At 63.7% G+C, this 23,043-nt stretch carries 21 protein-coding genes and 1 pseudogene; 12 read left to right on the top strand and 10 right to left on the bottom strand.

The window, feature by feature from the left end:
• Nucleotides 1–223 precede the first annotated feature (223 nt).
• The 3 genes from RHIBR816_RS0113110 to kdgD all read left to right on the top strand — a co-directional run bounded on the left by RHIBR816_RS0113110 (nt 224) and on the right by kdgD (nt 3,724).
• On the top strand, nt 224–1,153 hold the full coding sequence (locus tag RHIBR816_RS0113110) for a prohibitin family protein (RefSeq protein WP_018237006.1): 930 nt from the start codon (nt 224–226) through the stop codon (nt 1,151–1,153).
• A gap of 86 nt (nt 1,154–1,239) precedes the next feature.
• Nucleotides 1,240–2,505, top strand: coding sequence for a hypothetical protein (locus RHIBR816_RS0113105; protein ID WP_026186942.1), 1,266 nt, complete (start codon nt 1,240–1,242; stop codon nt 2,503–2,505).
• Nucleotides 2,506–2,818: 313 nt separating this feature from the next.
• On the top strand, nt 2,819–3,724 hold the full coding sequence (gene kdgD, locus RHIBR816_RS0113100) for a 5-dehydro-4-deoxyglucarate dehydratase (protein ID WP_026186941.1): 906 nt from the start codon (nt 2,819–2,821) through the stop codon (nt 3,722–3,724).
• Nucleotides 3,725–3,803: 79 nt separating this feature from the next.
• Here kdgD and acnA read toward each other — a convergent pair whose 3' ends face one another.
• The 5 genes from acnA to RHIBR816_RS0113075 form a co-directional block, all read right to left on the bottom strand.
• Entirely contained in the window at nt 3,804–6,446 is a 2,643-nt protein-coding gene (acnA, locus tag RHIBR816_RS0113095; RefSeq protein ID WP_018237003.1) for an aconitate hydratase AcnA, read from the bottom strand.
• 430 nt (nt 6,447–6,876) lie between these two features.
• Nucleotides 6,877–7,761, bottom strand: coding sequence for a GntR family transcriptional regulator (locus RHIBR816_RS0113090; protein ID WP_018237002.1), 885 nt, complete (start codon nt 7,759–7,761; stop codon nt 6,877–6,879).
• A gap of 94 nt (nt 7,762–7,855) precedes the next feature.
• Nucleotides 7,856–9,355: a tripartite tricarboxylate transporter permease gene (locus RHIBR816_RS0113085; protein ID WP_018237001.1), complete on the bottom strand. Its 1,500-nt coding sequence runs from the start codon at nt 9,353–9,355 to the stop codon at nt 7,856–7,858.
• Nucleotides 9,356–9,366: 11 nt separating this feature from the next.
• Nucleotides 9,367–9,840 carry a tripartite tricarboxylate transporter TctB family protein gene (locus RHIBR816_RS0113080; protein WP_018237000.1) on the bottom strand — a complete coding sequence of 158 codons (474 nt, stop codon included), beginning with the start codon at nt 9,838–9,840 and terminating at the stop codon, nt 9,367–9,369.
• A 52-nt stretch (nt 9,841–9,892) separates the two neighbouring features.
• The gene (locus RHIBR816_RS0113075) at nt 9,893–10,861 is read right to left on the bottom strand and encodes a tripartite tricarboxylate transporter substrate binding protein (protein WP_026186940.1); all 969 of its coding nucleotides are present in this window, start codon (nt 10,859–10,861) and stop codon (nt 9,893–9,895) included.
• Between the two features lie 128 nt (nt 10,862–10,989).
• Here RHIBR816_RS0113075 and RHIBR816_RS38870 point away from each other — a divergent pair, with 128 nt between their 5' ends.
• The 3 genes and pseudogenes from RHIBR816_RS38870 (at nt 10,990) to RHIBR816_RS34090 (ending at nt 12,059) form a co-directional block, all read left to right on the top strand.
• Entirely contained in the window at nt 10,990–11,124 is a 135-nt protein-coding gene (locus RHIBR816_RS38870; RefSeq protein ID WP_018236998.1) for a hypothetical protein, read from the top strand.
• A gap of 3 nt (nt 11,125–11,127) precedes the next feature.
• Nucleotides 11,128–11,241, top strand: a pseudogene (locus RHIBR816_RS34095) (ferredoxin); the annotation flags it as partial.
• 26 nt (nt 11,242–11,267) lie between these two features.
• Entirely contained in the window at nt 11,268–12,059 is a 792-nt protein-coding gene (locus RHIBR816_RS34090) for an NAD(P)/FAD-dependent oxidoreductase (protein ID WP_256375050.1), read from the top strand.
• Nucleotides 12,060–12,071: 12 nt separating this feature from the next.
• Here RHIBR816_RS34090 and RHIBR816_RS34085 read toward each other — a convergent pair whose 3' ends face one another.
• Nucleotides 12,072–12,590, bottom strand: a complete 519-nt coding sequence (locus tag RHIBR816_RS34085) for a metallophosphoesterase family protein (RefSeq protein WP_018236995.1) — start codon at nt 12,588–12,590, stop codon at nt 12,072–12,074.
• Between the two features lie 31 nt (nt 12,591–12,621).
• Nucleotides 12,622–13,095 carry an Lrp/AsnC family transcriptional regulator gene (locus tag RHIBR816_RS0113055; protein ID WP_018236994.1) on the bottom strand — a complete coding sequence of 158 codons (474 nt, stop codon included), beginning with the start codon at nt 13,093–13,095 and terminating at the stop codon, nt 12,622–12,624.
• Nucleotides 13,096–13,330: 235 nt separating this feature from the next.
• Between RHIBR816_RS0113055 and RHIBR816_RS0113050 the strand changes: the two genes are divergently transcribed.
• The 6 genes from RHIBR816_RS0113050 to RHIBR816_RS0113020 all read left to right on the top strand — a co-directional run bounded on the left by RHIBR816_RS0113050 (nt 13,331) and on the right by RHIBR816_RS0113020 (nt 18,838).
• Nucleotides 13,331–14,107: an ABC transporter ATP-binding protein gene (locus RHIBR816_RS0113050; protein ID WP_026186939.1), complete on the top strand. Its 777-nt coding sequence runs from the start codon at nt 13,331–13,333 to the stop codon at nt 14,105–14,107.
• Nucleotides 14,108–14,146: 39 nt separating this feature from the next.
• Nucleotides 14,147–14,914 (top strand): transporter substrate-binding domain-containing protein, encoded by a 768-nt coding sequence (locus RHIBR816_RS0113045; RefSeq protein ID WP_018236992.1) that lies wholly within the window; start codon nt 14,147–14,149, stop codon nt 14,912–14,914.
• Between the two features lie 76 nt (nt 14,915–14,990).
• Nucleotides 14,991–15,713, top strand: a complete 723-nt coding sequence (locus RHIBR816_RS0113040) for an ABC transporter permease (RefSeq protein WP_018236991.1) — start codon at nt 14,991–14,993, stop codon at nt 15,711–15,713.
• Between the two features lie 9 nt (nt 15,714–15,722).
• The gene (locus RHIBR816_RS0113035) at nt 15,723–16,412 is read left to right on the top strand and encodes an ABC transporter permease (protein WP_018236990.1); all 690 of its coding nucleotides are present in this window, start codon (nt 15,723–15,725) and stop codon (nt 16,410–16,412) included.
• 139 nt (nt 16,413–16,551) lie between these two features.
• Entirely contained in the window at nt 16,552–17,826 is a 1,275-nt protein-coding gene (locus RHIBR816_RS0113030; RefSeq protein ID WP_018236989.1) for a PLP-dependent aspartate aminotransferase family protein, read from the top strand.
• Nucleotides 17,827–17,929: 103 nt separating this feature from the next.
• The gene (locus RHIBR816_RS0113020; RefSeq protein ID WP_018236988.1) at nt 17,930–18,838 is read left to right on the top strand and encodes a homocysteine S-methyltransferase family protein; all 909 of its coding nucleotides are present in this window, start codon (nt 17,930–17,932) and stop codon (nt 18,836–18,838) included.
• Nucleotides 18,839–19,092: 254 nt separating this feature from the next.
• Here RHIBR816_RS0113020 and RHIBR816_RS34080 read toward each other — a convergent pair whose 3' ends face one another.
• The 3 genes from RHIBR816_RS34080 to RHIBR816_RS0113005 all read right to left on the bottom strand — a co-directional run bounded on the left by RHIBR816_RS34080 (nt 19,093) and on the right by RHIBR816_RS0113005 (nt 23,012).
• Nucleotides 19,093–20,532, bottom strand: coding sequence for an MFS transporter (locus RHIBR816_RS34080; protein ID WP_018236987.1), 1,440 nt, complete (start codon nt 20,530–20,532; stop codon nt 19,093–19,095).
• Between the two features lie 202 nt (nt 20,533–20,734).
• Nucleotides 20,735–21,577 carry a 3-oxoadipate enol-lactonase gene (gene pcaD / locus RHIBR816_RS0113010; protein WP_018236986.1) on the bottom strand — a complete coding sequence of 281 codons (843 nt, stop codon included), beginning with the start codon at nt 21,575–21,577 and terminating at the stop codon, nt 20,735–20,737.
• A 100-nt stretch (nt 21,578–21,677) separates the two neighbouring features.
• Nucleotides 21,678–23,012, bottom strand: coding sequence for an MFS transporter (locus RHIBR816_RS0113005; protein WP_018236985.1), 1,335 nt, complete (start codon nt 23,010–23,012; stop codon nt 21,678–21,680).
• Nucleotides 23,013–23,043 lie beyond the last annotated feature (31 nt).

Genomic DNA, 23,043 nt, shown 5'->3' with positions numbered 1-23,043 from the left:
GATTTTCGTCCTTTCACGACGCGAATGATTGAAACTTCGTGCCCGCTGACTAGACATGCGCAGTTGTCTTCGCAAGTTTTGCGGTAGTGCTTTTCACCGATTTCTTCTATGGGCTGCAGTTTGATCGCCACGGAAATCGGTTTACGCATGCAACCTGTCCGGACGGTGCGTCCTTTGCGCGAGAAGCCTGTTGCGGATTTGCAGTGACATCAGAAGAGGTAGCATGAGAACCTTCGCCACAATCCCCTCGGTCATCATAGGTCTCGTCGCGCTTGGCGCGCTGAGCATCATCTTCGGCTCCTGGTACACCATCGATCAGGGCGAACGCGGCGTCGTGCTGCGTTACGGCGCAACCGTCGGAACTGCGGATCCGGGGCTCGGCCTGAAACTGCCGCTGATCGATTCCATCGTGCGTATTTCCGTGCAGTCGAAGGCTGTCGTCTACGAGAATATGGAGGCCTACAGCCGGGACCAGCAACCCGCCACCGTCAAGCTGTCGGTCAACTACCGCATTCCGATCGATCGAGTCGCGACCGTCTATGAACTCTATGGCTCCGAAGACGGCTTGCTGAGCCGTCTGGTCGAGCGCAAGGTCTTCGAGGAAACCAAGACCGTCTTCGGCCGCTTCAACGCGGTCACCGCCATCCAGGAGCGCGGCCGGCTGAATCAGGAAGTCGCGGCAGCCATTCAGGAAAGTGTCAGCGGGCCGGTCATGATCGACAGCGTGCAGATCGAGAACATAGATTTCTCGGATGCCTATGAGGCCAGCATCGAACAGCGCATGCTGGCAGAGGTCGAGGTGCAGAAACTGCGTCAGAATGCAGAACGCGAGAAGGTGCAGGCGGAAATTACCGTCACCCAGGCCAATGCGCTTGCCGACGCGCGTCGCGCCGAAGCGCAGGCACAAGCGGATGCCGTCCGCCTCCAGGCGCAAGCCGATGCCGAGGCCATCAAGGTGAAGGGTGAGGCCGAGGCAAAGGCGATCAAGGCGCGCGGCGATGCGTTGCGGGACAATCCCGGCCTCGTTTCCCTGACCCAGGCGGAGCGATGGGACGGACGCCTGCCAAGCACCATGCTGCCGAACGGCGCGCTGCCGATGATCGACCTGAAGGCTCCGTCGACGGCGGAGGGCGAATCCGGCTTCACGCAATGAGCCGCGGGTGAAAACCGTCGGCGACTTGGTGATTTTCATCTTTCCGGGCGGGGCGCCGCACCTTGCCCACAACGGGAGGAAAGCACGTGCGAAACCGCGTCCTTAAATCTTTCATGGTGCCGGTCCTGGCCTTTGGCATAATTTGTCCCGGCACGCCTGACGCCGTGCATGCTGAAACGAGCGCCACGACTGTCGTCCAGACCTATCTTGCCAACGGCCAGATCGGCGAGGCGGACGAGCAACTGCTGGCGCTGACCGCGGCGGCCACCGGCAATGCCGATGCACAGCTCGGTCTCGGGCTGGTTCGAGCAGCGCGGGCATTCGAGAAACTGTCGCAGGCGCTCTATCGTGTTGGCTTCGCTTCAAAGGCCGAGGGCTATCAATCGCTCTTCGGCCTGCGCGCACCAATTCCGCTCAATCCGAATCCCGAGCCGGTCACCTATGATGCGTTTCGCGCCATGTTGGCGGCGTTCATCGCCGATCTCGAATCGGCCGACCGGGCCCTGCAGGCGGTTGGCGATAGGCCCGCCAAGCTCAGCGTCGATCTTTCCGCCGCGCGTTTCGACTGGAATGGCGACGGCAGGCTCGGTCCCGAGGATCATTTCGGCATGGCCATCTCCGATATCGACGAAAGCGGCCATGCGAAGCCGTTCGTCGTGGGTTTCGACACCGCCGACGCCAAATGGCTGCGCGGCTACTGCAACCTCCTGATGGCGGTGACCAAGGCCTGGCTGTCTCATGATTTCTCAGAGAGTTGGGATTACAGCTTTCCCTTGCTGTTTCCGCGGGCCGTGTCGACAATGGCGGCGGCCGAGGGTGGCGATGTCCACGGCAGCACCGCGTTCGGCCTGGAGAAGCAGCAGGCCGATGACCTCGCCGACCTCGTCACACTCTTGCATACCATCCGATGGCCGGTGAAGGACAAGGTGCTGTGGGCCGAGGTACGCGACCACCTCAAGTCCGTCATTGCCCTCAACCGCGAAACGTGGGCCTTCATCGGCAAAGAGACCGATGACGATCATGAATGGCTGCCCGGGCCGCGACAGACATCGGGCGCATTGCCGTCCTTGAACGTTACCGAGGAACGGGTCCAGGCCTGGCTCGGTCTGCTCTCCCGTTTCGAAGCGGCTCTCGATGGCAAGCTCCTGATCCGGCACTGGCGTTTCGCAAAGGGCATCAACGCTGCCAAACTGTTCGAGGAGCCGAAGTCATTCGACTTGATCCTGTGGGTAACGGGGCCGGCGGCCCTGCCCTATCTCTCAGACGGACCGGTGATGGACGGCGATGAATGGAACCAGATTCTGGCGATCTTCGAAGGAAATTTCGCCGCCTATGCCTTCTACTTCAACTGAGGGCGAGCGACGGCAGCGCGCCGACCTTCTGGTGCTCCCAGTAGCGGCGGCATTGGGCATGCGAGGACTGAAATACATATGATGACTTTCAGTTCAAAGTGCTCTTAGCGGGATGTGCCTGGATTTTTGGTGCTCTGATCTAAGGTTCGGAGCTCCACGCCGCCCCGGGGCGCTTCCCCGGAAAAAGTGCGAAGAACGATATGTTAGCATCGGCTGAGCGCGTCAGGTACGGCCGCGTTCTACGCGGTTGACTCTGTCTCGATGTCATCATATGACTGCCAATCACATCATATCAATTCATGGAGAAGGTCCTTTGTCGCCAGATGAGATCAAGTCTCGCATCGCTTCGGGACTATTGTCGTTTCCCGTCACCCACTTCCACGAAGACCTAAGCCTCAATCTCGAAAGCTATCGTGGGCATGTCGAGTGGCTAGCCGGCTTCGGCGCGGCGGCCCTCTTCGCCGCCGGCGGCACTGGCGAATTCTTTTCCCTCTCGCCGGAAGAGGTCGGTGATGTGACACGCGCGGCGAAGGAGGCTTCGGGGGATGTGCCGATCATTGCCGGCTGCGGCTACGGCACGGCGCTTGCCAAGGAAACGGCCCGCCGGGCCGAAGCGGCGGGAGCCGCCGGTCTCCTGCTGCTGCCGCACTATCTCATGGAAGCGCCGCAGGAGGGCATCTACCGGCATGTGAAGGCCGTCTGCGAATCGACCGGCCTCGGGGTGATCATCTACAACCGGGCGAACTCGGTGGCCAATGCCGAAACCGTCGCCCGTCTCGCCGACGCCTGCCCCAATCTCATCGGCTTCAAGGACGGCACCGGCAAAGTCGATCTCGTCCGCCACGTCACCGCCAAGCTCGGCAATCGCCTCTGCTACATCGGCGGCATGCCGACGCACGAGCTCTTTGCCGAAGGCTTCAACGGCGTCGGGGTGACGACCTACTCCTCGGCTGTTTTCAACTTCGTGCCCAAGCTGGCGCAGCGCTTCTACAAGGCCATGCGGGCCGGCGACCGCGCCACGATGGAAGAGATCCTGCACAGCTTCTTCTTCCCCTTCGCGGCCTTGCGCGACCGCGAGCAGGGCTATCCGGTATCGATCATCAAGGCGGGCGTCGAACTCATCGGCCGGACACCGGGACCGGTGCGTCCGCCGCTGACCGACCTGAAGCCGAAGGAAAAGGAACTGCTCTGGGCGCTGATCGACAAGGTCGCAGCATAGCAGCCAGGGGTCTTCCACAACCGGTGACATGCAACTCCGGGCGGCGTGGCCCACCCGACACCGGTCGGGTGGGCAACTGTCATTGAAGGGAAGCTTCCGCAGACTTTGCCTTGCCGGCCGACCTCAGCACTTCATCGAGGATGAGAGGCAGGAGACCGCCGGCCTTGAGCGTGCGGATTTCGACATTGGTTTCTACCGCCGCGCCTGCCTCGAAGGAAAAGCTAGAACCGTCTTTCCTCAGGATCGTCACCGGCACCGGCCAACGGGGAGAAATCGTCGCCGGGTCCGCCGAGACTTCGACAACGTCTCCCGGCTGCAGCTTCAGCCGGCCGGGACCGAACTCCGCCGGCAATCGCAACGGCAAGATCCCCATGCCGATCAGGTTGGAGCGGTGGATGCGCTCGAAGCTTAAGGCGAGCACGGCGCGCACACCGAGCAGCGAGACGCCTTTCGCCGCCCAGTCGCGCGAAGAGCCCATTCCGTAGCGTTCGCCGGCGACGACGACGACCGACTGGCCGTCGGCGCGATAGCGGCGTGCCGCGTCCAGGAGCGGCAGGACCTCGCCCGACGACGCGTGAATGGTCGAGCCCGGCGGCACGTCGCCGAGCATGTTGCGCACCGTCTTGTTGGTGAACAGTCCGCGCACCATCACCTCCCAATTGCCGCGCCGCGAAGCGAAGACATTGAGGTCCGCCGGGTTCTCGCCGCGCTCGACGAGATGTCGGCCGGCCGTGCCGCTCGCGGGAATCGCGCCCGCCGGCGAGATGTGGTCGGTGGTGATGTCGTCGCCGAGCACAAGGAGCGGATGCGCCTCGTAGCGGCCGAGCAAGGTGCCGTCGCCGAAACCGGCAAAGGGCGGTCTGCGGATATAGGTGGAAGCTTCGTCCCACGGAAAGAGTGTCGTCACCGGCGCACCGAGCTTGCCCCAGACCGGGCTTGCCTCCGCCTCCTCATAGGCCGGCTTGAAGTCGCGCGCACTGGAAGCCTGCGCCAGGACTTCGTCGATCTCGGCGCCGGTCGGCCAAAGCATGGAGAGGGTGATCTTCCTGCCATCGGCGGTCGTTCCGACCGGATCGGTCAGAATATCGAGCCTCACCGTACCGGCGAGCGCGAAGGCGACGACCAGCGGCGGCGAGGCAAGGAAGCCGGCTTCAAGCTGCGGATGAACGCGGCCCGGAAAGTTGCGGTTGCCCGACAGCACCGCGACCGGCACGATGCCGCGCTCTTCCATGGCAGCGGCGATCGGCACTGTGAGCGGACCGGAATTCCCGATGCAGGTGGTGCAGCCATAGCCGACGATGCCGAAGCCGACGGCTTCCAGGTCTTGGAGCAGACCGGCGCGCCTGAGATAGCGCTCCGCCGTCGGCGAGCCGGGTGCGAGCGAGGTCTTCACCCAATGGGGCGGCTTCAGTCCGAAACTCCGCGCCTTGCGGGCAAGAAGCCCCGCGGCGACGACGAGCCGCGGATCGGAGGTGTTCGTACAGCTGGTGATCGCGGCAATCGCCACCGCGCCGTCCTGCGGCCCATCCGTCCGCTCCTCCGTGCCGCGCCCCGCGAGCATGGGCTCGATTGCCTGGAGGGTGGCGCCGGCGGGAAGCCGGTCCTGCGGACGTGTCGGCCCGGCGAGGCTGACTTCCACAGTCGAAAGATCGAGCTCCACGACGGCGGTGTAACGGGGGTCCGTATGCGGATCGAACCACAGGCCGGCGCGCTTTGCATAGGCCTTGACGAACTCGACCTGATCGCGGGCGCGCCCCGTCACTTCGAGATAATCGAGCGTCTGCTGATCGATCGGGAAGTAACCGCTGTTGCCGCCGAACTCCGGCGCCATATTGGCAACGACGGCGCGGTCTCCGGCGGTCAGCGTCGACAAACCGGGACCGAAGAATTCGACATAGCGGTCCTGCAGGTCGACTTCGCGCAGCATTTCGGTGACGGTGAGCGCCAGATCGGTCGCCAGCACGCCGCTCGGCAACGCTCCGGTGAGTTTCACGCCGACGACGTCCGGGACCCGGAGCGTCACCGGCATGCCGAAGAACACGCTCTCCGCCTCGAGCCCGCCGACGCCCCAGGCAAGCACGCCAATGCCGTTGATCATCGGCGTGTGGCTGTCGGTGCCGATCAGCGTGTCGGGCATCGCCAAGCGGACGCCGTCGACGCACTTGCTGGTCGCAACACTTGCGAGCCTTTCGAGATTGAGCGTGTGCATGATCCCGGTACCGGGCGGGTGCACGGTAAAGCTGCTTAGCGTGTTCGTCGCCCATTTCATGAAGCGGTAGCGCTCGGCGTTGCGCTCGAACTCGCGCGCCATGTTCCTTTCGAGCGATCCCGCCTGACCGAAGAAATCGACGCCGACGGAGTGGTCGGTCGAAACGTCCACCGGCACGACGGGATTGAGAAGGGCGGGATCGCCGCCGGCCTCCGCCAACGCCGAGCGCATGCCGGCGATGTCGACCAGCGCCGGACCACAGGTGGTGTCGTGCATGAGGACGCGATTGGGGAGAAAGGGGATTTCGCGCTCGCTCGTGCCGGTATCGAGCCAGTCCAGGATCGCCCCCTTCGCCCTCGCACCATCATCGCCGGCAGTACGAAGCACATTCTCCAGCAGGATGCGGTGGATATAGGGAAGGCGCTTCAACGCCTCGCCTGCCTCCGCGGGAAGATCCACGATTGTATAGTCAACGCCGTCGACGCGGAGATGTGCCAGCTTTGTCCCGGGCATTGATAGCCTCCCGCTTCGAGAACGAGTGGCCCTTAAGGGCTCAGCGGAAAATTACATATTATAATTATAAAATGCAATATCGATTGCATCGCAAGAGGTGCGCGCTGTCCTCCTTTCGCAGCGCCGCCGATATCCGGTCGGAACATACCCGCGCAGAAGTCCGTTTGATTGCTCATGAAAGGAGTGCGCGATGAATCAGATAATCTACTTGGTCGGACTGGTTGTGGTCGTGATCGCCATATTGTCGTTCTTTGGCCTGGGCTGATCAGCAGGAACGGCGCATGCGATCGGCTGACTAACGCCGGGCGCCAACGCGGCGACACTGAAGGCAAGTAGAGGGGCAATCAGAGCCGCGGACAGAGAAGCCTTCGAGGAAGATCAAAACTGTTCAGACGCGCGACGCCGGAGAACAGGCCGCGTCCCTGCGGTCTTAAACCCGCGGCGTCTTTATCCGGCTTGCGCCCATGATGTGGGTGTACAGAAAGGCCGCCGCTTCCGTCCGGCGTCCGGCCTCGACGAGGTCGAGAATATGCAGGTGCTCGCTCGTCTGCCGGGGCAGCCGGCTTCGGTCGATGGTGATGTGATACTCGATCAGACGACGCAGCCGGTTGATGCGCTTGATCGCATCGAGGAAGAAATCGTTCTGCGAGCAGGCGACGAGCATTTCGTGAAATTCGTTGTTCGCCTTGAAGATCTCGGCGCGCGACCAGGTCTCGTAGCCGCCCTCTCCCAAGGCGGTCTGCACGGCGCGCGCCTTCCTGAATTCTTCCTCGTTCGGCTGGAACGTCGGCAAGAGCATCGCCTGCTGCTCGATGACCGCGCGGAAGACGTAGCCCTCCTCGTAGCTCTTGCGCGACGTCAGCGTCTCGCGGAAAGCCCAGCCGTTGCCCGGCAAGCGTTCCATCCAGCCCTCTTCGGCGATCCGGTGGAGCGACTTCAACAGCCGGCTGCGGGCGACGTCATAGAGGCGCATCAACTCGTTCTCGCTGACGCGCTCGTCAAGCTTGCCGGCAAGGCGGTCCTCGGCAATGCGGAAATAGAGCGGATCCTCCTCCTCGCGCTGAGGCTCGCCCTCGGGTTTCGCCGTCTCGACCTTCGCCGCGTCCATGGCGAGGAAGTAGCCGCGGTTCGGTTCCGCCCGAACGATTCCCATCGTCTCGAGCTTCTTCAAGGCGGCATTGACCGGCGCGCGGGAGACGCGAAACGCATCGGCGAGCATTTGACAGGGCAGATGCTCGCCGGCGCGCATCTCGTTGGTTTTCACGAATTCGAGAATGTTTGCCGTGATCTGCGGGGATACGCTTTGTCTTGCCATGGTTCGTCGTATGGTTTCGGCTCGGTAGCGAGCGCGCTCAACGTCGATTTATGCATTCGCCATCGCGTTTGCAAAAGGCGTTTTTCTGTCCACCTCAATCCTCGTCCTGCTGGAAGCGCGACAATCCCTTGAAGACGAAAGGGGCGATCAGCGCGATGGTGGCGACGGCGATCATGATGGCCGAGCTTGGATGCTCAAGGAAGACCATCGGATCGCCAAGGCTCATCTGCACCGAGCGCCTGAGGGCGTTGTCCGCCAGGGGGCCGAGAATCAGTCCGACCACGGCCGGCGCCACCGGGTAATCGTAGCGCCGCATCAGGAAGCCGACGACGCCGAATGCGCTGAGCAGCAGTAGTTCGACGACCGACGGATTGGCGGCGATCGTTCCCATCGAGGCAAACACCAGGATTCCGCCATAGAGCCAGGGGAGCGGGATGCGCAGCAGCTTCACCCACAGGCCGACGAGCGGCAGGTTCAGCACCAAGAGCATCACATTGGCGATGAACAGGCTGGCGACGAGGCCCCAGACGAGATCGGCGTGCTGGGTGAAGAGCAGCGGCCCCGGCTGGATATTGTACTGCTGGAAGCCCGCGAGCATGACGGCGGCGGTCGCCGAAGTCGGCAGGCCGAGGGTCAGGAGCGGAACCAGAGTGCCGGCGGCCGAGGCGTTGTTCGCCGCCTCCGGGCCGGCCACGCCCTCGATCGCACCCGAGCCGAATTCCTCGGGCTTGCGGCTCAGCTTCTTCTCCATCGTATAGCTCAGGAAGGTCGGGATTTCGGCGCCGCCGGCCGGCAGGGCGCCGATCGGAAAGCCGACAACCGTCCCGCGCAGCCAAGCCTTCCAGGAGCGCGACCAATCTTCCCCGGTCATCCAGATCGAGCCTTTGACCGGAATGGGCTTTTCCGGCTTGTAGAGGTGGCGCGAGGCGACATGAAGGGCTTCGCCGATGGCAAACAGTCCGACCGCGAGCGTCGTCACCTCGACGCCGTCAAGCAGCTGCGGCACGCCGAAGGTCAAGCGCGCCTGCCCGGTCAGCTGATCGAGCCCCATCAGGCCGAGCCACAGGCCGAAGGCGAGGCTGGTGAGGCCGCGGAGCGGCGAGGAACCGAACGTTGCCGAGACGGTGACGAAGGCGATCAGCATCAGGCCGAAATAGTCCCAGGGGGCGAACTTGACCGCGACCTTGACCAGCGGTGGGGCCAGGAACGCCAGGGCGAAGGTGGCGACCAGCGCGGCCACGAAGGAACCGATCGCGGCCGTCGCCAGCGCCGGGCCGCCGCGGCCGGAGCGGGCCATCTTGTTGCCCTCGAGCGCGGTGACGACGGCAGCACTTTCGCCGGGCGTGTTCAACAGGATGGCGGTGGTCGAGCCGCCATACATGCCGCCATAATAGATGCCGGCGAACATGATGATCGAGCCGCCCGGATCGAGCTTGAAGGTCACCGGCAGCAGGAGCGCGACCGTGAGCGCCGGACCGATGCCCGGCAGCACGCCGACGGCCGTTCCGATGAACACGCCGATCGCCGCGAAAATGAGGTTGGCCGGCTGGATCGCCAGCGAGAAACCCTCGATGAGCAGATTGATTGCGTCCATGACCCCGCCCCCTAGAACAGCCGCTCGAACGGACCTTGCGGCAAGGCGAGGCTCAGCAGCTTGTTGAACAGAAGGAAGACGACGAGGCCCATGACGATGCCGATCACGAGGTCGACGATCAGCGCCTTGCGGCCGAAGGCGCGCGCGGTAAAGGCGAACAGCAGGGCCGAGCCGAGGGTGAAACCGGCGCCGAGCCAGATCGAGCCGATCAGCCCCGAGAGGGCGACTGCGATCCAGCCGATCGCTTTCCAGTCGGCATCTTCAGCTTCAATGGGCAATGCTTGGAAAGCGGCGAACAAATGTCCGATACCCAGCACGGCCAGGAAGAGACAGATGAAATAGGCGGCGGCATTGGCGTCCATGCCATAGGTGGCGCGGGCGGTCATCCGGCTCGCATCCCAGTAGGTCACCGCCGCCACGGAGAACAGCACCATCGCAACGACCACCGCCGGGCGGTTTGCCGGTTTCAAGCTTCTCTCGATCATGATTTCCTCAATCGCGCAGTCGGGGGAGACGATCGCCTCCCCCGTGCCATCGTTACTGCGCAAGGCCGATCGACGTTAGGATCGCGCGGACCCTTTCGGTTTCGGAGGCGATGAAGCCCTTGAATTCGTCGGACGGAGCATAGTAGTCGGTCCAGCCGCGCGCCTTGACGATGTCCTTCCACTGCTGCGACTTGACGGTGTTGTCGACAGCCGCTTTGAGCGCATCGAGATCCGCGCCTTCGACGCCCGGAGGCGCGAAGATGCCGCGCCAGTTGACGAGCTCGATGTCGAGCCCCTGGGCCTTCAGCGGCTTGGCTTCGACGCCTTCGATCGGCTCCGGATAGGAGATGGCGAGCGCCCTGAGGTCGCCCGACTTGATCTGCCCCTCCCATTCGCCGTAGCCGGAGACGCCGGCGGTCGCCTGACCGCCGAGCATGGCGGCCAGCGCCTCGCCGCCGCCGGAATAGGCGACATAGTTGATCTTGCTCGGATCGGCACCCGCCGACTTGGTGATCAGCGCCGCCAGGATATGGTCGGCCCCGCCGGCCGATCCGCCCACCCAGATTGTGGTCGCCACATCCTTCTTGATGGTCGCGAGCAAGTCGTCGATCGACTTGATCGGCGAGTCCCTCGGCACCACGACGACGAGGGGATCGCCCGTCAGGCGCGCCAGCGGGGTCACCTGGGTAAGGTCGACCGGCGAATTGTTGGAGATGCTCGCACCGACGAGCGTGATGCCGGCGACAAGCAACTGATCGGCCGCACCCTTGGCGCTGCCGACGAACTGGGCGAGACCGACCGTGCCGCCGGCACCGGGTACGTTGACGACCTGGACGCTCTTGGCCTCACCCGTCGCCATCATCGCCTCCTGCAGCGAGCGTGCGGCCGAATCCCAGCCCCCACCCGCCCCGGCCGGCGCCGTGATGGTCAGTTCGAGGTCGCTGGCAGCCGAGGCGCCCGGAAAAAAGGCGGTTCCGGCCAAAGCAGCCAAGCAAAGGGCGGTTCTCAGAAATTGTCGCATGCGATTGCTCCTCCCAGATGGAAAATGAACGGCGAGCCTCCTGGCCGTTGCGCAGCAAGCTGCATTAAATAATTATAAAATGCAATAGTGGGCTAAAAGAATGGACCGACAAGATCCTGGCAGCCCCAATGACCAGCTCTGCGACGCCGGCAACGGTCGCGCTTATTTTCGAAATTCTTGAAGAGCGGACTATCGGTCGGCGCGGTCATTGCTATTTCGACCCGACCTTTGCCGAGTCGCTCGGTCCGATCGGCGAGCACTAGAGCGACATGCTTGACTTCACCGCCTCGCCGCGCCGGCCGGAGAGCCGGCTGAGTTGTCAGGTCCGCATCGCCGACGCGCTCGACGGCATGACGGTGCACATTCCGGCCGTGCAGTAGGGAGAGCGGACCGAAGGGAGGACACGATCGGCGACCTCGAAGCGATCACGCTGCATATCGCCGCCGGCAAGCGCACCTTGATCGTCGGCGGCGGCTATATCGGACTGGAGGTCGCCGCGGCGGGTATCGCGGTCACGCTCGTCGAGCTGCAGGAGCGCATCCTCGGCCGCGTCGCCGCCGCCGAAACCTCCGCCTATTTCCGGACGCTGCACGTCGGACGCGGCGTCAAGCTTCTCGAAGGCGTCGGGCTTGCTGCCCTCGAGGGCAGCGACCGCGTCCGTAAGGCACGGCTTTCGGATGGGTCTTCGATCGACGTCGATCTCGTGATCGTCGGCGTCGGCGTCCGCCCGCGCGTGGCGCTTGCCGAGGCAGCCGGACTGGCGGTCGAGAACGGCATCTCGGTCGATGCCCGGGGCAGGACGTCCGAGGCCGGGATCTGGGCGGCCGGCGACTCTGCCTCCTTCCTGTGGAAAGGTCGACGCCTGCGCATCGAAAGCATGCCGCATGCGATCGACCAGGCCGAGGTCGTCGCCGCCAACATCCTCGGGGCGGACCGCGATTATCGCCCGAGACCGTGGTTCTGGTCGGATCAGTTCGACGTCAAGCTGCAGCTCGCCGGGCTCGACAGCGGCTACGACCGGATCGTCGAGAGAAAGGGTGCCAAGCCGGGCTCCTGCTCCTATTGGTATTTCGCCGGCGAGACATTGTTGGCCTGTGACGCGATCAACGATGCGCGCGCCTATATGACGGCCAAGAAGCTGATCGATGCAGGCCGATCGCCCTCGCCGGCCGATGTAGCCGACGGCGTGCTCGCCTGACCCAAGCCGACGTCAAGAGCTATGGGGACGCGATGCCTTCACGCGCAAGCGCGGGAGAAGATCGGGCAGGCTGACCGGCCGCAGGTCTCTGGCATCGACGCCTACGTCGAACTGCCGCGGCAGCGGTTTCAAGCGGCCATGGGAATGGCCGTGCAGGTTGATCGAGTGCTTTCCCATCTGGTTCCAGGTCCGAAACGGATAGTGGCAGAGAATGAGACGCTGGCCGTCGACGGTCAGTTCCGCATAGTGTTGTATGCTCCGCCAGCCGCTCGCTTCGACGGTGCCGGGCGAATCGTTGTTGCCGACGATCAGGTGCTTCCTGCCGTTCAGCCGCGTAAGCAAATCTTCCGCAAAGCCCTTCTTCTTCGACGCGAAATCGCCGAGGTGCCAGATCTCGTCCTCCGGCGAGACCGTGTCGTTCCAATTGGCAACGAGCGCAGTGTCGTGCTCCGCCAGGCTGGAGAAGGGCCGGCGATCGATGTTGAGCACCCGCGGCTCGCCGAAATGCGTGTCACTCGTGAAATAGATCATCCTGGCAACCCGCGACCTTCCGGATGCGACGCTAGTCGGAAGTCACAGGAACGAACATCCCGAGCTTCACGTCCTTCAGCACGACATTCGTGTGAATTCGCTTGATCTGAGGATTCTGCGACATGATCTGCGCGGTGATCTCGTCGTATTGGGTGACGTCCTGGGCGGTGATGATCGCCACGAGATCGACGGACCCAGTCACGTAATAGACCTGCTGGATGTGATCCTGCTTGTCGACCCAGGTGCGGAATTTCGCGAGCGCATCGTAGTTCTCACGCTCGATCTCCATGCCGGCGATGAAGGTCATCGGATTTCCGGCGACCTTGCGGTCGACGAGGGCGATCTCCGCGGAAATGATGCCGTCCTCCCGCATCCTCTTGAGGCGGCGTTGAACGGCAGACGCCGACAGGCCGATGATGTCGCCGATCGCCTCCGCCTTGAGCTGACAGTCGCGCTGGACGATCTCGAGGATCTTCCGATCGAATTGATCCACTGGCTCCGTCATGGCTTCCCCGTCTCGGTGATTTGCCGCAGCTTAATATCTCATTCGCACGGCGTGCCGTATACGAACGGACGCACTGTCCCAATGCAAAATCAGACACTAGGACCGCGGCACGCCCGCATCTTTCTGGCGTTAATGCGGAAAATCCGCATTGCTGATGAAAAAGCGCGGCAAAGCCGCAGAACGAGACAATATTATCGCGGACCAAATAACCAGAAAAGCCGCCAGGAACAACCGAATGATGCGAAGCGCCGCCGCCCTGCTGGTGGAAGACGTCCATAAGAGCTATGGGCAGCACCAGGTGCTGAAGGGCGTATCGGTAGCGGCGCAAAAAGGCGATGTCATTTCGCTGATCGGATCCTCGGGCTCCGGGAAGAGCACCTTTCTGCGCTGCATCAACTTTCTGGAGATCCCCGACCGTGGCCGTTTCGTCTTCAGCGGCGAAGAGGTCCTGATGAAGCCGGGCCGAGAGGGGCGCACGCATCCGGCCAATTGGCGGCAGATCGAGCGGCTCCGCACCGGGCTCGGCATGGTGTTTCAGAGCTTCAACCTGTGGGCCCATAGGACCGTGCTCGAAAACGTCATCGAGGCGCCCATTCATGTGCTGCGGCAGAACCGCAGGGAAGCGACCGAGCGGGCCGAGGCGCTTCTGTCCAAGGTGGGCCTTTACGACAAGCGACACGCCTATCCCGCATTCCTATCGGGCGGCCAGCAGCAGCGCGCCGCGATCGCCCGCGCGCTCTGCGTCGATCCGGCGGTGATGCTGTTCGACGAGCCCACATCGGCGCTCGATCCCGAGCTTGTCGGCGAGGTGCTGAAGGTCATCCGCGACTTGGCGGAAGAAGGGCGGACCATGCTGCTCGTCACTCATGAGATGAAATTCGCCCGCGACGTCTCCAGTCACGTGATCTTCCTTGATCGGGGCCGCGTTGAGGAAGAGGGGCCGCCCGCCCAGGTCTTCGGTGCGCCGCTCAGCGCGCGCTGCCGCGAGTTCACCGGCAGTCTCAGCCATTGATCCGTTTTCCATTCCGACGAAAATAGAAGGGGTAGTCGAATGAAGTTGATGTCCATCCTGATGGCCGGCGTGGCCTTCTCACTCGCAGGTGCGGCCAGTGCCGAGGTGCGCTTCGGCATCATGAACGAAGCCTACCCGCCCTTCTTCACGAAGGACCCGTCCGGCAAGTGGGTCGGTTGGGAAATCGAACTGATGGACGCGGTCTGCGCCGAGATGAAGGAGACCTGCTCCATCGTCGACATGTCCTGGGACGGCCTCATTCCGGGTCTCGAGGCGAAGAAGTTCGACGTCATATGGTCGTCGATGTCGATCACCGAAGAGCGCAAGAAGACGATCGACTTCACCGACAAATATTACAACACCCCGAGCAAGCTGATCGGCGCCAAGGACGGCAAGTTGGGAGCGGCGCCCGATAGCGTCGCCGACAAGACCATCGGCATCCAAGTCTCGACGATCCAGTCCGAGTATTACAAGAAGTATTTCGCCGACAAGGCATCGGAACAGACCTATGCGACGCTCGACGAAGCCTTCCAGGACCTGGCTGCCGGCCGTATCGACTATGTCTTCGGCGACGCCATTCCTCTGGCGGAGTTCCTGAAGTCGGACTTCGGCAAGGATTGCTGCGAAGACAAGGGCAACGTCAAGGACGACCCGGCGATCCTCGGAACCGGCATCGGCGGCGGGCTACGCAAGGACGACACTGCATTGCGCGACAAGCTCGACGCAGCGATCGCCGCCGTCAGAGCCAGCGGCAAATATGCCGAAATCTCCAAGAAGTACTTCGACTTCGATCCCTATGGCGAATGACCGAAGGAGCGATCGGCGCGTGACGCGTCATGCGCCGATCGCCCTTTGCCTATGAACTCGATCAGATAGACCCCTGATGTCGTCCAGCCAATCGCTCCTGGAACTGCTCTCCCCCTATCCGCCCGGCTGGGGAGGCGTGCTGCTTGCCGGCGCGCTCTCGACCGTGCTGATTTCGCTTGGCGCCTATCTCGTCGGCATCGCCATCGGCCTCGTCGGCGCGGTTGGCAAGCTGAAGGGTAATCGCCCGGCTCGCTTCGTCCTCGATCTCTATACGACGGCCGTTCGCGCCATCCCGGAACTGATCCTGATCATCGGCCTCTATTATGCGGGGACCGACGGGCTGAACCGCATCCTCTCGGCCCTTGGCCTGCCGGCGATCGAGATCAACGGCTTCGTTGCCGCCGTCGCGGTGCTCGGCATTGTCCAGGGCGCCTATATGACCGAGGTGTTTCGCGGGGCGATCCTCGCCATTCCGGTCGGGCAGATCGAAGCGGCGGCCGCCTTCGGGATGAGACCTCGGCTGCGCTTCCGCCGCATCGTCCTGCCGGCGCTCATGCCGAATGCGCTGCCGGGTCTTGCCAATTTGTGGATGTCGGTTACCAAGGACAGCGCGCTGATCGCCGTGGTCGGCTATCAGGAACTGGCGCTCGCGACCCGCATCGCCGCCGGCAACACCAAGCACTATTTCCTGTTTTTCCTCGCCTCCGCCGCCCTCTACCTCGCCATAACGCTGATCTCCAACGTCGCGTTCGCGGCGCTCGAAAGCCGCTTCCGGCGCGGCCAGCCGACGACCGCATAGGAGGCGCGCGTGGATTTCTCTTGGATCTTTTCCTATTGGCCGCTGCTTGCCGCAGGCGCGGTCCAGACCGTGCTCCTGCTGGTGATTTCGGTCGGCTTCGGCTTCATTCTGGCGATCGGCCTCGCGCTGGCGCAGGTGATCGGCCCGCGCTGGCTCAAGCCCTTCGCGCGCGGCTATTGCACCTGCCTGCGCGGCACGCCGCTGCTGATCCAGCTGTGGCTGCTCTATTACGGGGTCGGCTCGCTGCTGCCGATGATCCCGGGCCTGCGCGCCAGCTTCCTCTGGCCGATCCTGCGCGAAGGCTTCTTCTTTGCAGCGGTGAGCTTCACCCTCAACTATGCCGCCTACGAGGCCGAGGTGCTGCGCGGCGCGCTGCTCGCCGTTCCGAAGGGCGAGCTCGAGGCCGGCCGGTCCTTCGGCATGTCTCCCTTTACGCTGCTCAGGCGAATCTGGCTGCCGCGCGCCATCCGCATCGCCTTGCCGACGATCGCCGGCGAGGTCGTGCTGCAATTGAAGGCAACGCCTCTCGCCTTCACCGTGACCGTGATGGACCTCTATGCCGTGGCCTACAAGGTGAGGCAGGACACGCTGCTGGTCTACGAGCCGCTGATGGTCGTGACCGTCTTCTATGTCTGCCTGACCCTCCTCATCACCCGCGCCTTCAAGATCGTCGAGGCGCAGGTTCCGGTGCGGCGCTAGCACGATGAACTGTTTGATGGATTTGGCGGCGCCCGAAGCCCAGATCGCGCCTTTTCTCGGCGGATCGGCAGCCGCTGAGCGGCCAAAAACATTCGGAGAACACTAGAGTCGCCGCCGAACGCATCTCGAAAGGTCTTCCATGCCCCTCAATCGATCGAGCACCATTGCCGTAGTGGATCGCCACAGCCAAGCGACGGCCCGGCCGCATTCTGCCGGCCGCCCGCTGCATTGGGAAACCCTGGCGCTCGACGCCGGCCTGGTCATCGATCCGACGACGAAGGCGATCGCCCCCAATATCTCGATGTCGGTCAACAATCTGCTTGCCCCGGGCGATGGCGCCTTTTCGGCCGACGGCGTCGAGGATCTGACGGCGCTGCCATATCTCTATGCGCGCTGGACCAATCCTACCGTGCGGCAGCTCGAGCAGCGGATGGCAGCGCTCGAAGGCGCCGACGACGCGCTCGCGACCGCCACCGGCCTCGCGGCGATTGCCGCCACCTTCCTGACCTGTCTCAAGGCGGGCGATCACGTGATCATCAGCGATGTCTGCTATGCGGGCGCCAGCGAGTTGGCGCGCCGGATCCTGCCCGACTACGGCATCGAGGTGACCGCCGTGAACATGTCGCGCCTGGACGCGGTTGCCGCGGCCTTCCGGCCAAACACCCGGCTCGTCCATTGCGAGAGCCCCTGCAATCCGATCCTGCGGTTGACCGATCTTTCCGCCGTGGCGGTGCTCGCGCACCAGCGCGGTGCACTCGTTTCGGTCGATTCCACCCTTGCCACGCCGGTCGCGACAAGGCCGCTCGCCCTGGGCGTCGATCTCGTCATCCACTCGCTGACGAAGTTCATTAATGGCCATGGCGACGCGCTCGGCGGAATCGTCTGCGGCCGCAAGGAACTCATCGAGAAAATCCGCTCGCGCGCCGGCGTCTATCTCGGCGCGTCGCTTTCGGCCCAGAATGCCTGGCTGATCATGCGCGGCATTGACACGCTCTTTCCGAGGATACGGGCAGTGTCGGAATCGGCGATTCAGGTCGCCCGGTTCCTTTGCGATCATCCAAGCGTCAAATCGGTCACCTATCCCGGATTGGAGACGCATCCGCAGCACGCGCTGGCGAGGCGCCAGATGAATGTCTTCGGCGGCATCCTCACCTTCCAGACGGACGACCCGCAGAAAATGGCGGTGCAACTCGCCGGCCGTCTGCGCCTGGTGCACTACGCCTTCTCGCTCGGCCACCAGCGCAGCATCGTCGTCCTTCTCGACACGAATGAGATGATGAAGGCGACCTATGAGCTGCAGGGAGCGCAGCTCGGCGACTACCGCGCCTTCGCCGGCGACGGCGTCTTCCGCATTTCGGTCGGCCTGGAGTCCGTCGACGACATCATCGACGACCTCGATCAGGCGCTCCGATGAAGACCCGCAACAAGATCTTGTCCGAACACCCTGGAGCGGCTGACCGAAATTGCGGCGGCGGCGGCCATCCCGTGCTGAATCACAAAATTGGAGTCCATCATCAATGAGTCAGATACGCATTCTCGACGGCGGCATGAGCCGGGAGCTGATCCGCCTCGGCGCCGAACTCAGGCAGCCGGAATGGTCCGCGCTGGCCCTGATGGACAGCCCCGAGATCGTCGGACGCGTTCACAGGGAATTCATCGACGCCGGCGCCGACGTGATCACCGCCAACAGCTACGCGCTCGTGCCATTTCATATCGGCGAGGCGCGTTTCCACTCCGAGGGACGCTCGCTCATCGCACTCGCCGGAAAGCTCGCGCGAGAAGCCGCCGATGACACGACCGATCGCGAGATCCTGGTCGCTGGTTCGCTGCCGCCGATCTTCGGCTCCTATGAGCCGGAGCGCTTCGACCCGTCGCGCGTGCACGACTATCTGAAAGTCCTCGTCGACGGCTTGGCGCCTTATGTCGATGTCTGGCTCGGCGAAACGCTGAGCCTGATCGCGGAAGCGGATGCGGTGCGTGCCGCCGTTGCCGCGACCGGCAAGCCGTTCTGGATCTCGTTTACCCTGGCGGACGACGCAGGCGCCTTGGAAGGTGGCGAGCCGAAGCTCAGATCCGGGGAAACGGTGGCCGCAGCCGCCGGCTGGCTGGCCGGATCCGGCGCCGAGGCGCTTCTGTTCAATTGCAGCCGTCCGGAGGTCATGGCGCGCGCTGTGGCTGTCGCGGCCGGCACGTTCCGCGAAAGACAGGCGAATATCGGGATCGGCGTTTATGCCAACGCCTTCGAGACGGAAGAAGCCGAGGGCGCCGCCAACGAAACGTTGCATCACACCCGCACCGACCTGACCGCCGATCGCTACTCACGCTTTGCCTGCGATTGGGTCGAGGCCGGCGCCTCCATCGTCGGCGGCTGCTGCGGCATCGGCGCACGCCACATTCACAACCTGGCACGCAGCTTCAAGGGCTAAACGGATTGAACGGCGAAAATCCGGAGAACGGGTGATACCCCCTCGCCGGGCCTCTCCCCCACAAGGGTGGAGATTGGCAAGTGGCTATGTCCCGCCGTAATCGAATGCATGGATCTCCATGTGCCGTGATTTCGGCATGCACAGGTTGGCCCTGGGGCAGAGCGGTATTTCCAGCCAATCTCCCAACCTGTGGGGGAGATGCCCGGCAGGGCAGAGGGGGTGCCTCCGATTCGGCAAATGCTTGAACCAGACGGCTACCCGCCCCCGGCTTCCCACGCCTCTCGGCGGTTTGCCGGAGCAGCGCGGCTCGCCGCTGCGATGCCGATCGCAATGACGACCAGCAGCGTGGCGACGGCGAAGGTGGCACGCATGGCGGCGGCAGTGGCTGCCGCAGTCTCGCTCGCCGCGGAAAAGGAGAAGACCGCTCCCATCATCGATGCGCCGGTGATCAGCCCGAGATTGCGCGAGAGGTTCAAGAGCCCGGCGACGGTGCCCCGCTCCTCCGGCTTCGCGTCCTTCATCACAGCGGTATTGTTCGCCGCCTGGAACAGCGCATAGCCGCCGGTGAGGATGACGAGCGGCATCACATAGCCGGCGACACCGAGCGCTTCCGGAACGAGCGAGAGTGCGAGGCAACCCGTCACCATCGTCGCAAGACCGGCGACCGTCATGCGCCCCGCGCCGAAGCGATCCACCAGCCGCCCCGCCGGGATTCCTGCCAGCGCCGAGACGATTGGCCCCGCCGACATCGCCAGGCCGGTGAACGCTGCGCCGAGCCCCAGGCCGCGCGACAGGTAGAAAGGCCCGACCACCAGCGTCGTCATCATGACGGTCGCGACGAGCATGCTCGTGACAAGGCCCGAACGCAGCCGTGGCTGCTGGAGCATGCCCATATGGACCAGGGGTGATGCCGCCCGGGATTCCACGAACAGGAAGAGGCAAATGCCGATGAGCGCCGCCAGCAACAGTACCAGGTTGGTCGTGCCGAACGTCCCGCGGCCGACCGTCATGGCGAGCGCATAGGCGCCGAGCGTGAAGACGAGCAGTAGCGTCCCGATAACGTCGAAGCCGGGCCGGACGGCCGTCGGTGCCGGACGATCCTCAGGCAGGGCGCGGTAGGCGACATAAAGGGTCAGGAGTCCGGCGGGCACCATGACCAGAAAGATCGCCCGCCAACCGAAGCCGGTAATCAGAACGCCGCCCAGCGAAGGGCCGAGCGCCGTGCCGATCGCGGACATAGTGCCGAGAAGTCCCATGGCGCTGCCGGTCTTTTCCTTCGGCACGACTTCGCCGACCAGGGCCATGGCCAGCGCCATCATCACCGCAGCGCCCAATCCCTGCATAGCCCGCGCTGCGACGAGAACGGACAGAAGCGGAGCGGCGGCGCACAGGGCCGAGGCCAGCGTGAAGAGTGCGATGCCCGCCAAGAGCAGCTTGCGGTGGCCGGCGATGTCGCCAAGCCTTCCGACGCCGATGATCAACGTCGTGATGGCGAGGAGATAGGCGAGAACGACCCATTGCACGTCCTGGAACGAGGCGGAGAAGGCCTGTGCGAGTATGGGCAGACCGACATTGGCAATGCTGGTTCCGAGAGATGCCAGCAATATGGAAAGCGAGAGACCAGCCAGCGTCCGGCGAACGGAGACGGTTCGCCCCCTGCCCGTCGCAATCGTATCCTGAAGGTATGATGTCATCGTCGGCGTCCCCTCGAAAAGCGTCGTCAAACAGGTAGACCCGTGACAGACATGGCGGAAGACGCACCGCTTGCACTTTATTCATGCACCCGACGCACCACAGCATGTCAAAGTGCTACAGCAACCTTTGCGCGCTCTATAGGACGCGCGGCGCTGTAGTTGCGCTCGACCCGAAGCGTTTCAGCGATGACGATGGGACGACTCATGCCGGGCGCGCCGTGGCGCTTCTGAATGCAGTGGAGTTGCAAGGCGCAGGATTGCCGTCAAGAAATCCCTTGAGCTCAGCATTGAATGCCAATGCGGATTCGACATTGACGATATGCCGTCCCGGCAATGACACATGATGACCCCTCTGCACATGCGCGGCAATGCTCTCCAAATCGGACGGCAGACACACCGGATCGTCTTTGCCGGAGACGGCAAGCACGGGATTGGCGATCCGGGCGATTTCCTGCCGCAAATCCGCGCCGGCCAGAGCTGCGCAACAGCCGATATAGCCGCCGACGTCTGTCGCGGCGAACGTGTCGAGGATCTTGCGGGCGATGCCCGGTTCAGCGGCACTAAACTCGGGCGTGAACCAGCGTTCGGCGGTGGCCCCAGTTAGCCCGGCAAGGCCATTTTCCCGCACGCCCGCAATGCGCGTGAACCAGCTTTCCGGGGTGCCGATCTTGGCGGCCGTCGCGCACACTACAAGCTTGTCCAGGCGTTGTCCGGCATGAATGCCCAGCCACTGTCCGGTCAGGCCGCCAATGGACAGGCCGCAGAAATGTGCCCTCTCGATCTCGAGCGCATCGAGCAGCGCGATGACATCGTGGCCAAGGTCGGACAGCGCATAAGGGGGCGGGGGCGCCGACGACAGGCCGTGACCGCGGCGATCGTAGCGCAGCACGCGATACTGCCGCGAGAGCGCGGGCACCTGCGCATCCCACATGCGCAGGTCGGTGCCGAGCGAATTGCACAGGACAAGCCAGGGCTTGCCGGCAGCGTCCGCGCCGCCGTCGATGCGGTAATGGAGATGGTGGCTCTTGAGATCGAGAAAGCGCATGGCTCGAGGGTTTTCGGTTGTGAGAGAATTAGGCGTGGCCTCCCGACAATCCGGCGTCGGCAGCAACGTGGGGAGCGGCGCCGAGCCGCTCACCACTCCCTTACGCTGCAGCGAGCTGGACCGCCTCGGCGCGGCGGGCGTTGCTGATCGCGAAGACCAGCATGGCGAGCGCCGAGACCGCCGCCGGGATCGCGAAGATCAGGAAGTTCTGCTGGAGCGGAAGTTCCTGCGCCAGAAGGACGCCGCCGAGTGTCGGGCCGACGATGGCACCGATGCGGCCCACGCCGGAGGCCCAACCCAACCCGGTCGAACGCACCGAGAGATTGTAGAGCTGCGCTACGCTCGCATAGAGCAGGATCTGCGTGCCGATCGTCGTGGCGCCGGCAACGAAGACCATCAGGAACAGCAGCCCCGCCGGCAGGTTGAAGCCGATCAGCGCGATAGAGGCCGTCGCTGCAACGAAGAAGGCGACCACCACTTTCGGCAGGCCGAAGCGGTCGCCGAGCCAGCCGCCGGCGATCGCGCCCGCCATGCCGCCGAAGTTGAGCGAGAAGAGGCTGAGCAGGCTCGCCTTTTCGGCATAGCCGGCTTCCTGCAGGACCTTCGGCAACCAGGATGAGAGCAGATAAACGAGCAGCAGGCAGCAGAAGAAGGCGAGCCACAGCATCAGCGTGCGCAGCGTACGCTGGTGACGGAACAGTTCGGCGACCGACGCAGACGCCCCCTTGGCTTCGGAGAAGACCAGCCTGTCGTCACCGCCAAGGCGCGCGGACGGGACGATCTTCGCATAGATTCGCTTGGCCTTTTCCTGTTCGCCCTGGCGAATGAGGAAGCCGAGCGATTCCGGCAGCTTCCACAGGATCACCGGCAACAGCACCAGCGGCAGCGCGGCGACGAAGAACATCGGCTTCCAGCCGAATTGCGGGATGAGGCCGATGCCGAGGCCTGCCGCGACCATGCCGCCGACCGAATAGCCGGAGAACATTAGCGCCACCATGGTTCCGCGAAGGCGCTTCGGCGCATATTCGTTCATCAGCGCCACGGCATTCGGCATCAGCCCGCCGCAGCCGAGGCCGGCGAAGAAGCGGAAGACCTTGAACTGTTCCGGCGAATTGGCAAGGCCGGTGAGAAGGGTCGAGACGGTGAACAGCAGGAAGCTGATCGCAATGCCCTTCTTCCGGCCGATCCTGTCGGCCAACGGCCCGAAGAAGAGGGCGCCGAACATCATGCCGAACAGCGCCCAGGCCTGCAACGCGCCGGCCTGCGGCTTGCTCAGGCCCCATTCCGCGATCAGCGTCGGCAGGACGGTGCCCGCGACGAATACGTCGTAGCCGTCGACGATCAGCAGCAGGGCGCATAGTCCCACCACCAACCACTGAAAGTTCCCGAATGGATTGTTGTCTATTGCTTCATTCACATCGATAGTGCGCATCATCGCTCCTCCCCGAGTCGTTACGCAGTCAGTC

The organism is Ensifer sp. BR816, assembly GCF_000378985.1.
In the GTDB taxonomy this organism is placed as follows: domain Bacteria; phylum Pseudomonadota; class Alphaproteobacteria; order Rhizobiales; family Rhizobiaceae; genus Sinorhizobium.
The sequence above is the reverse complement of the archived record's forward strand: the minus strand, read 5'-3'. Positions and strand labels throughout refer to the sequence as shown.

Excerpts from the sequence above, each read along its gene's own strand:
- RHIBR816_RS0113110 (WP_018237006.1), top strand. The coding sequence starts at position 224 with ATGAGAACCTTCGCCACAATCCCCTCGGTCATCATAGGTCTCGTCGCG.
- acnA (WP_018237003.1), bottom strand. The coding sequence starts at position 6,446 with ATGCCCGGGACAAAGCTGGCACATCTCCGCGTCGACGGCGTTGACTAT.
- RHIBR816_RS0113090 (WP_018237002.1), bottom strand. The coding sequence starts at position 7,761 with ATGGCAAGACAAAGCGTATCCCCGCAGATCACGGCAAACATTCTCGAA.
- RHIBR816_RS0113085 (WP_018237001.1), bottom strand. The coding sequence starts at position 9,355 with ATGGACGCAATCAATCTGCTCATCGAGGGTTTCTCGCTGGCGATCCAG.
- RHIBR816_RS0113080 (WP_018237000.1), bottom strand. The coding sequence starts at position 9,840 with ATGATCGAGAGAAGCTTGAAACCGGCAAACCGCCCGGCGGTGGTCGTT.
- RHIBR816_RS0113075 (WP_026186940.1), bottom strand. The coding sequence starts at position 10,861 with ATGCGACAATTTCTGAGAACCGCCCTTTGCTTGGCTGCTTTGGCCGGA.
- RHIBR816_RS38870 (WP_018236998.1), top strand. The coding sequence starts at position 10,990 with ATGACCAGCTCTGCGACGCCGGCAACGGTCGCGCTTATTTTCGAAATT.
- RHIBR816_RS34085 (WP_018236995.1), bottom strand. The coding sequence starts at position 12,590 with ATGATCTATTTCACGAGTGACACGCATTTCGGCGAGCCGCGGGTGCTC.
- RHIBR816_RS0113055 (WP_018236994.1), bottom strand. The coding sequence starts at position 13,095 with ATGACGGAGCCAGTGGATCAATTCGATCGGAAGATCCTCGAGATCGTC.
- RHIBR816_RS0113050 (WP_026186939.1), top strand. The coding sequence starts at position 13,331 with ATGATGCGAAGCGCCGCCGCCCTGCTGGTGGAAGACGTCCATAAGAGC.
- RHIBR816_RS0113045 (WP_018236992.1), top strand. The coding sequence starts at position 14,147 with ATGAAGTTGATGTCCATCCTGATGGCCGGCGTGGCCTTCTCACTCGCA.
- RHIBR816_RS0113040 (WP_018236991.1), top strand. The coding sequence starts at position 14,991 with ATGTCGTCCAGCCAATCGCTCCTGGAACTGCTCTCCCCCTATCCGCCC.
- RHIBR816_RS0113030 (WP_018236989.1), top strand. The coding sequence starts at position 16,552 with ATGCCCCTCAATCGATCGAGCACCATTGCCGTAGTGGATCGCCACAGC.
- RHIBR816_RS0113020 (WP_018236988.1), top strand. The coding sequence starts at position 17,930 with ATGAGTCAGATACGCATTCTCGACGGCGGCATGAGCCGGGAGCTGATC.
- RHIBR816_RS34080 (WP_018236987.1), bottom strand. The coding sequence starts at position 20,532 with ATGACATCATACCTTCAGGATACGATTGCGACGGGCAGGGGGCGAACC.
- pcaD (WP_018236986.1), bottom strand. The coding sequence starts at position 21,577 with ATGCGCTTTCTCGATCTCAAGAGCCACCATCTCCATTACCGCATCGAC.
- RHIBR816_RS0113005 (WP_018236985.1), bottom strand. The coding sequence starts at position 23,012 with ATGATGCGCACTATCGATGTGAATGAAGCAATAGACAACAATCCATTC.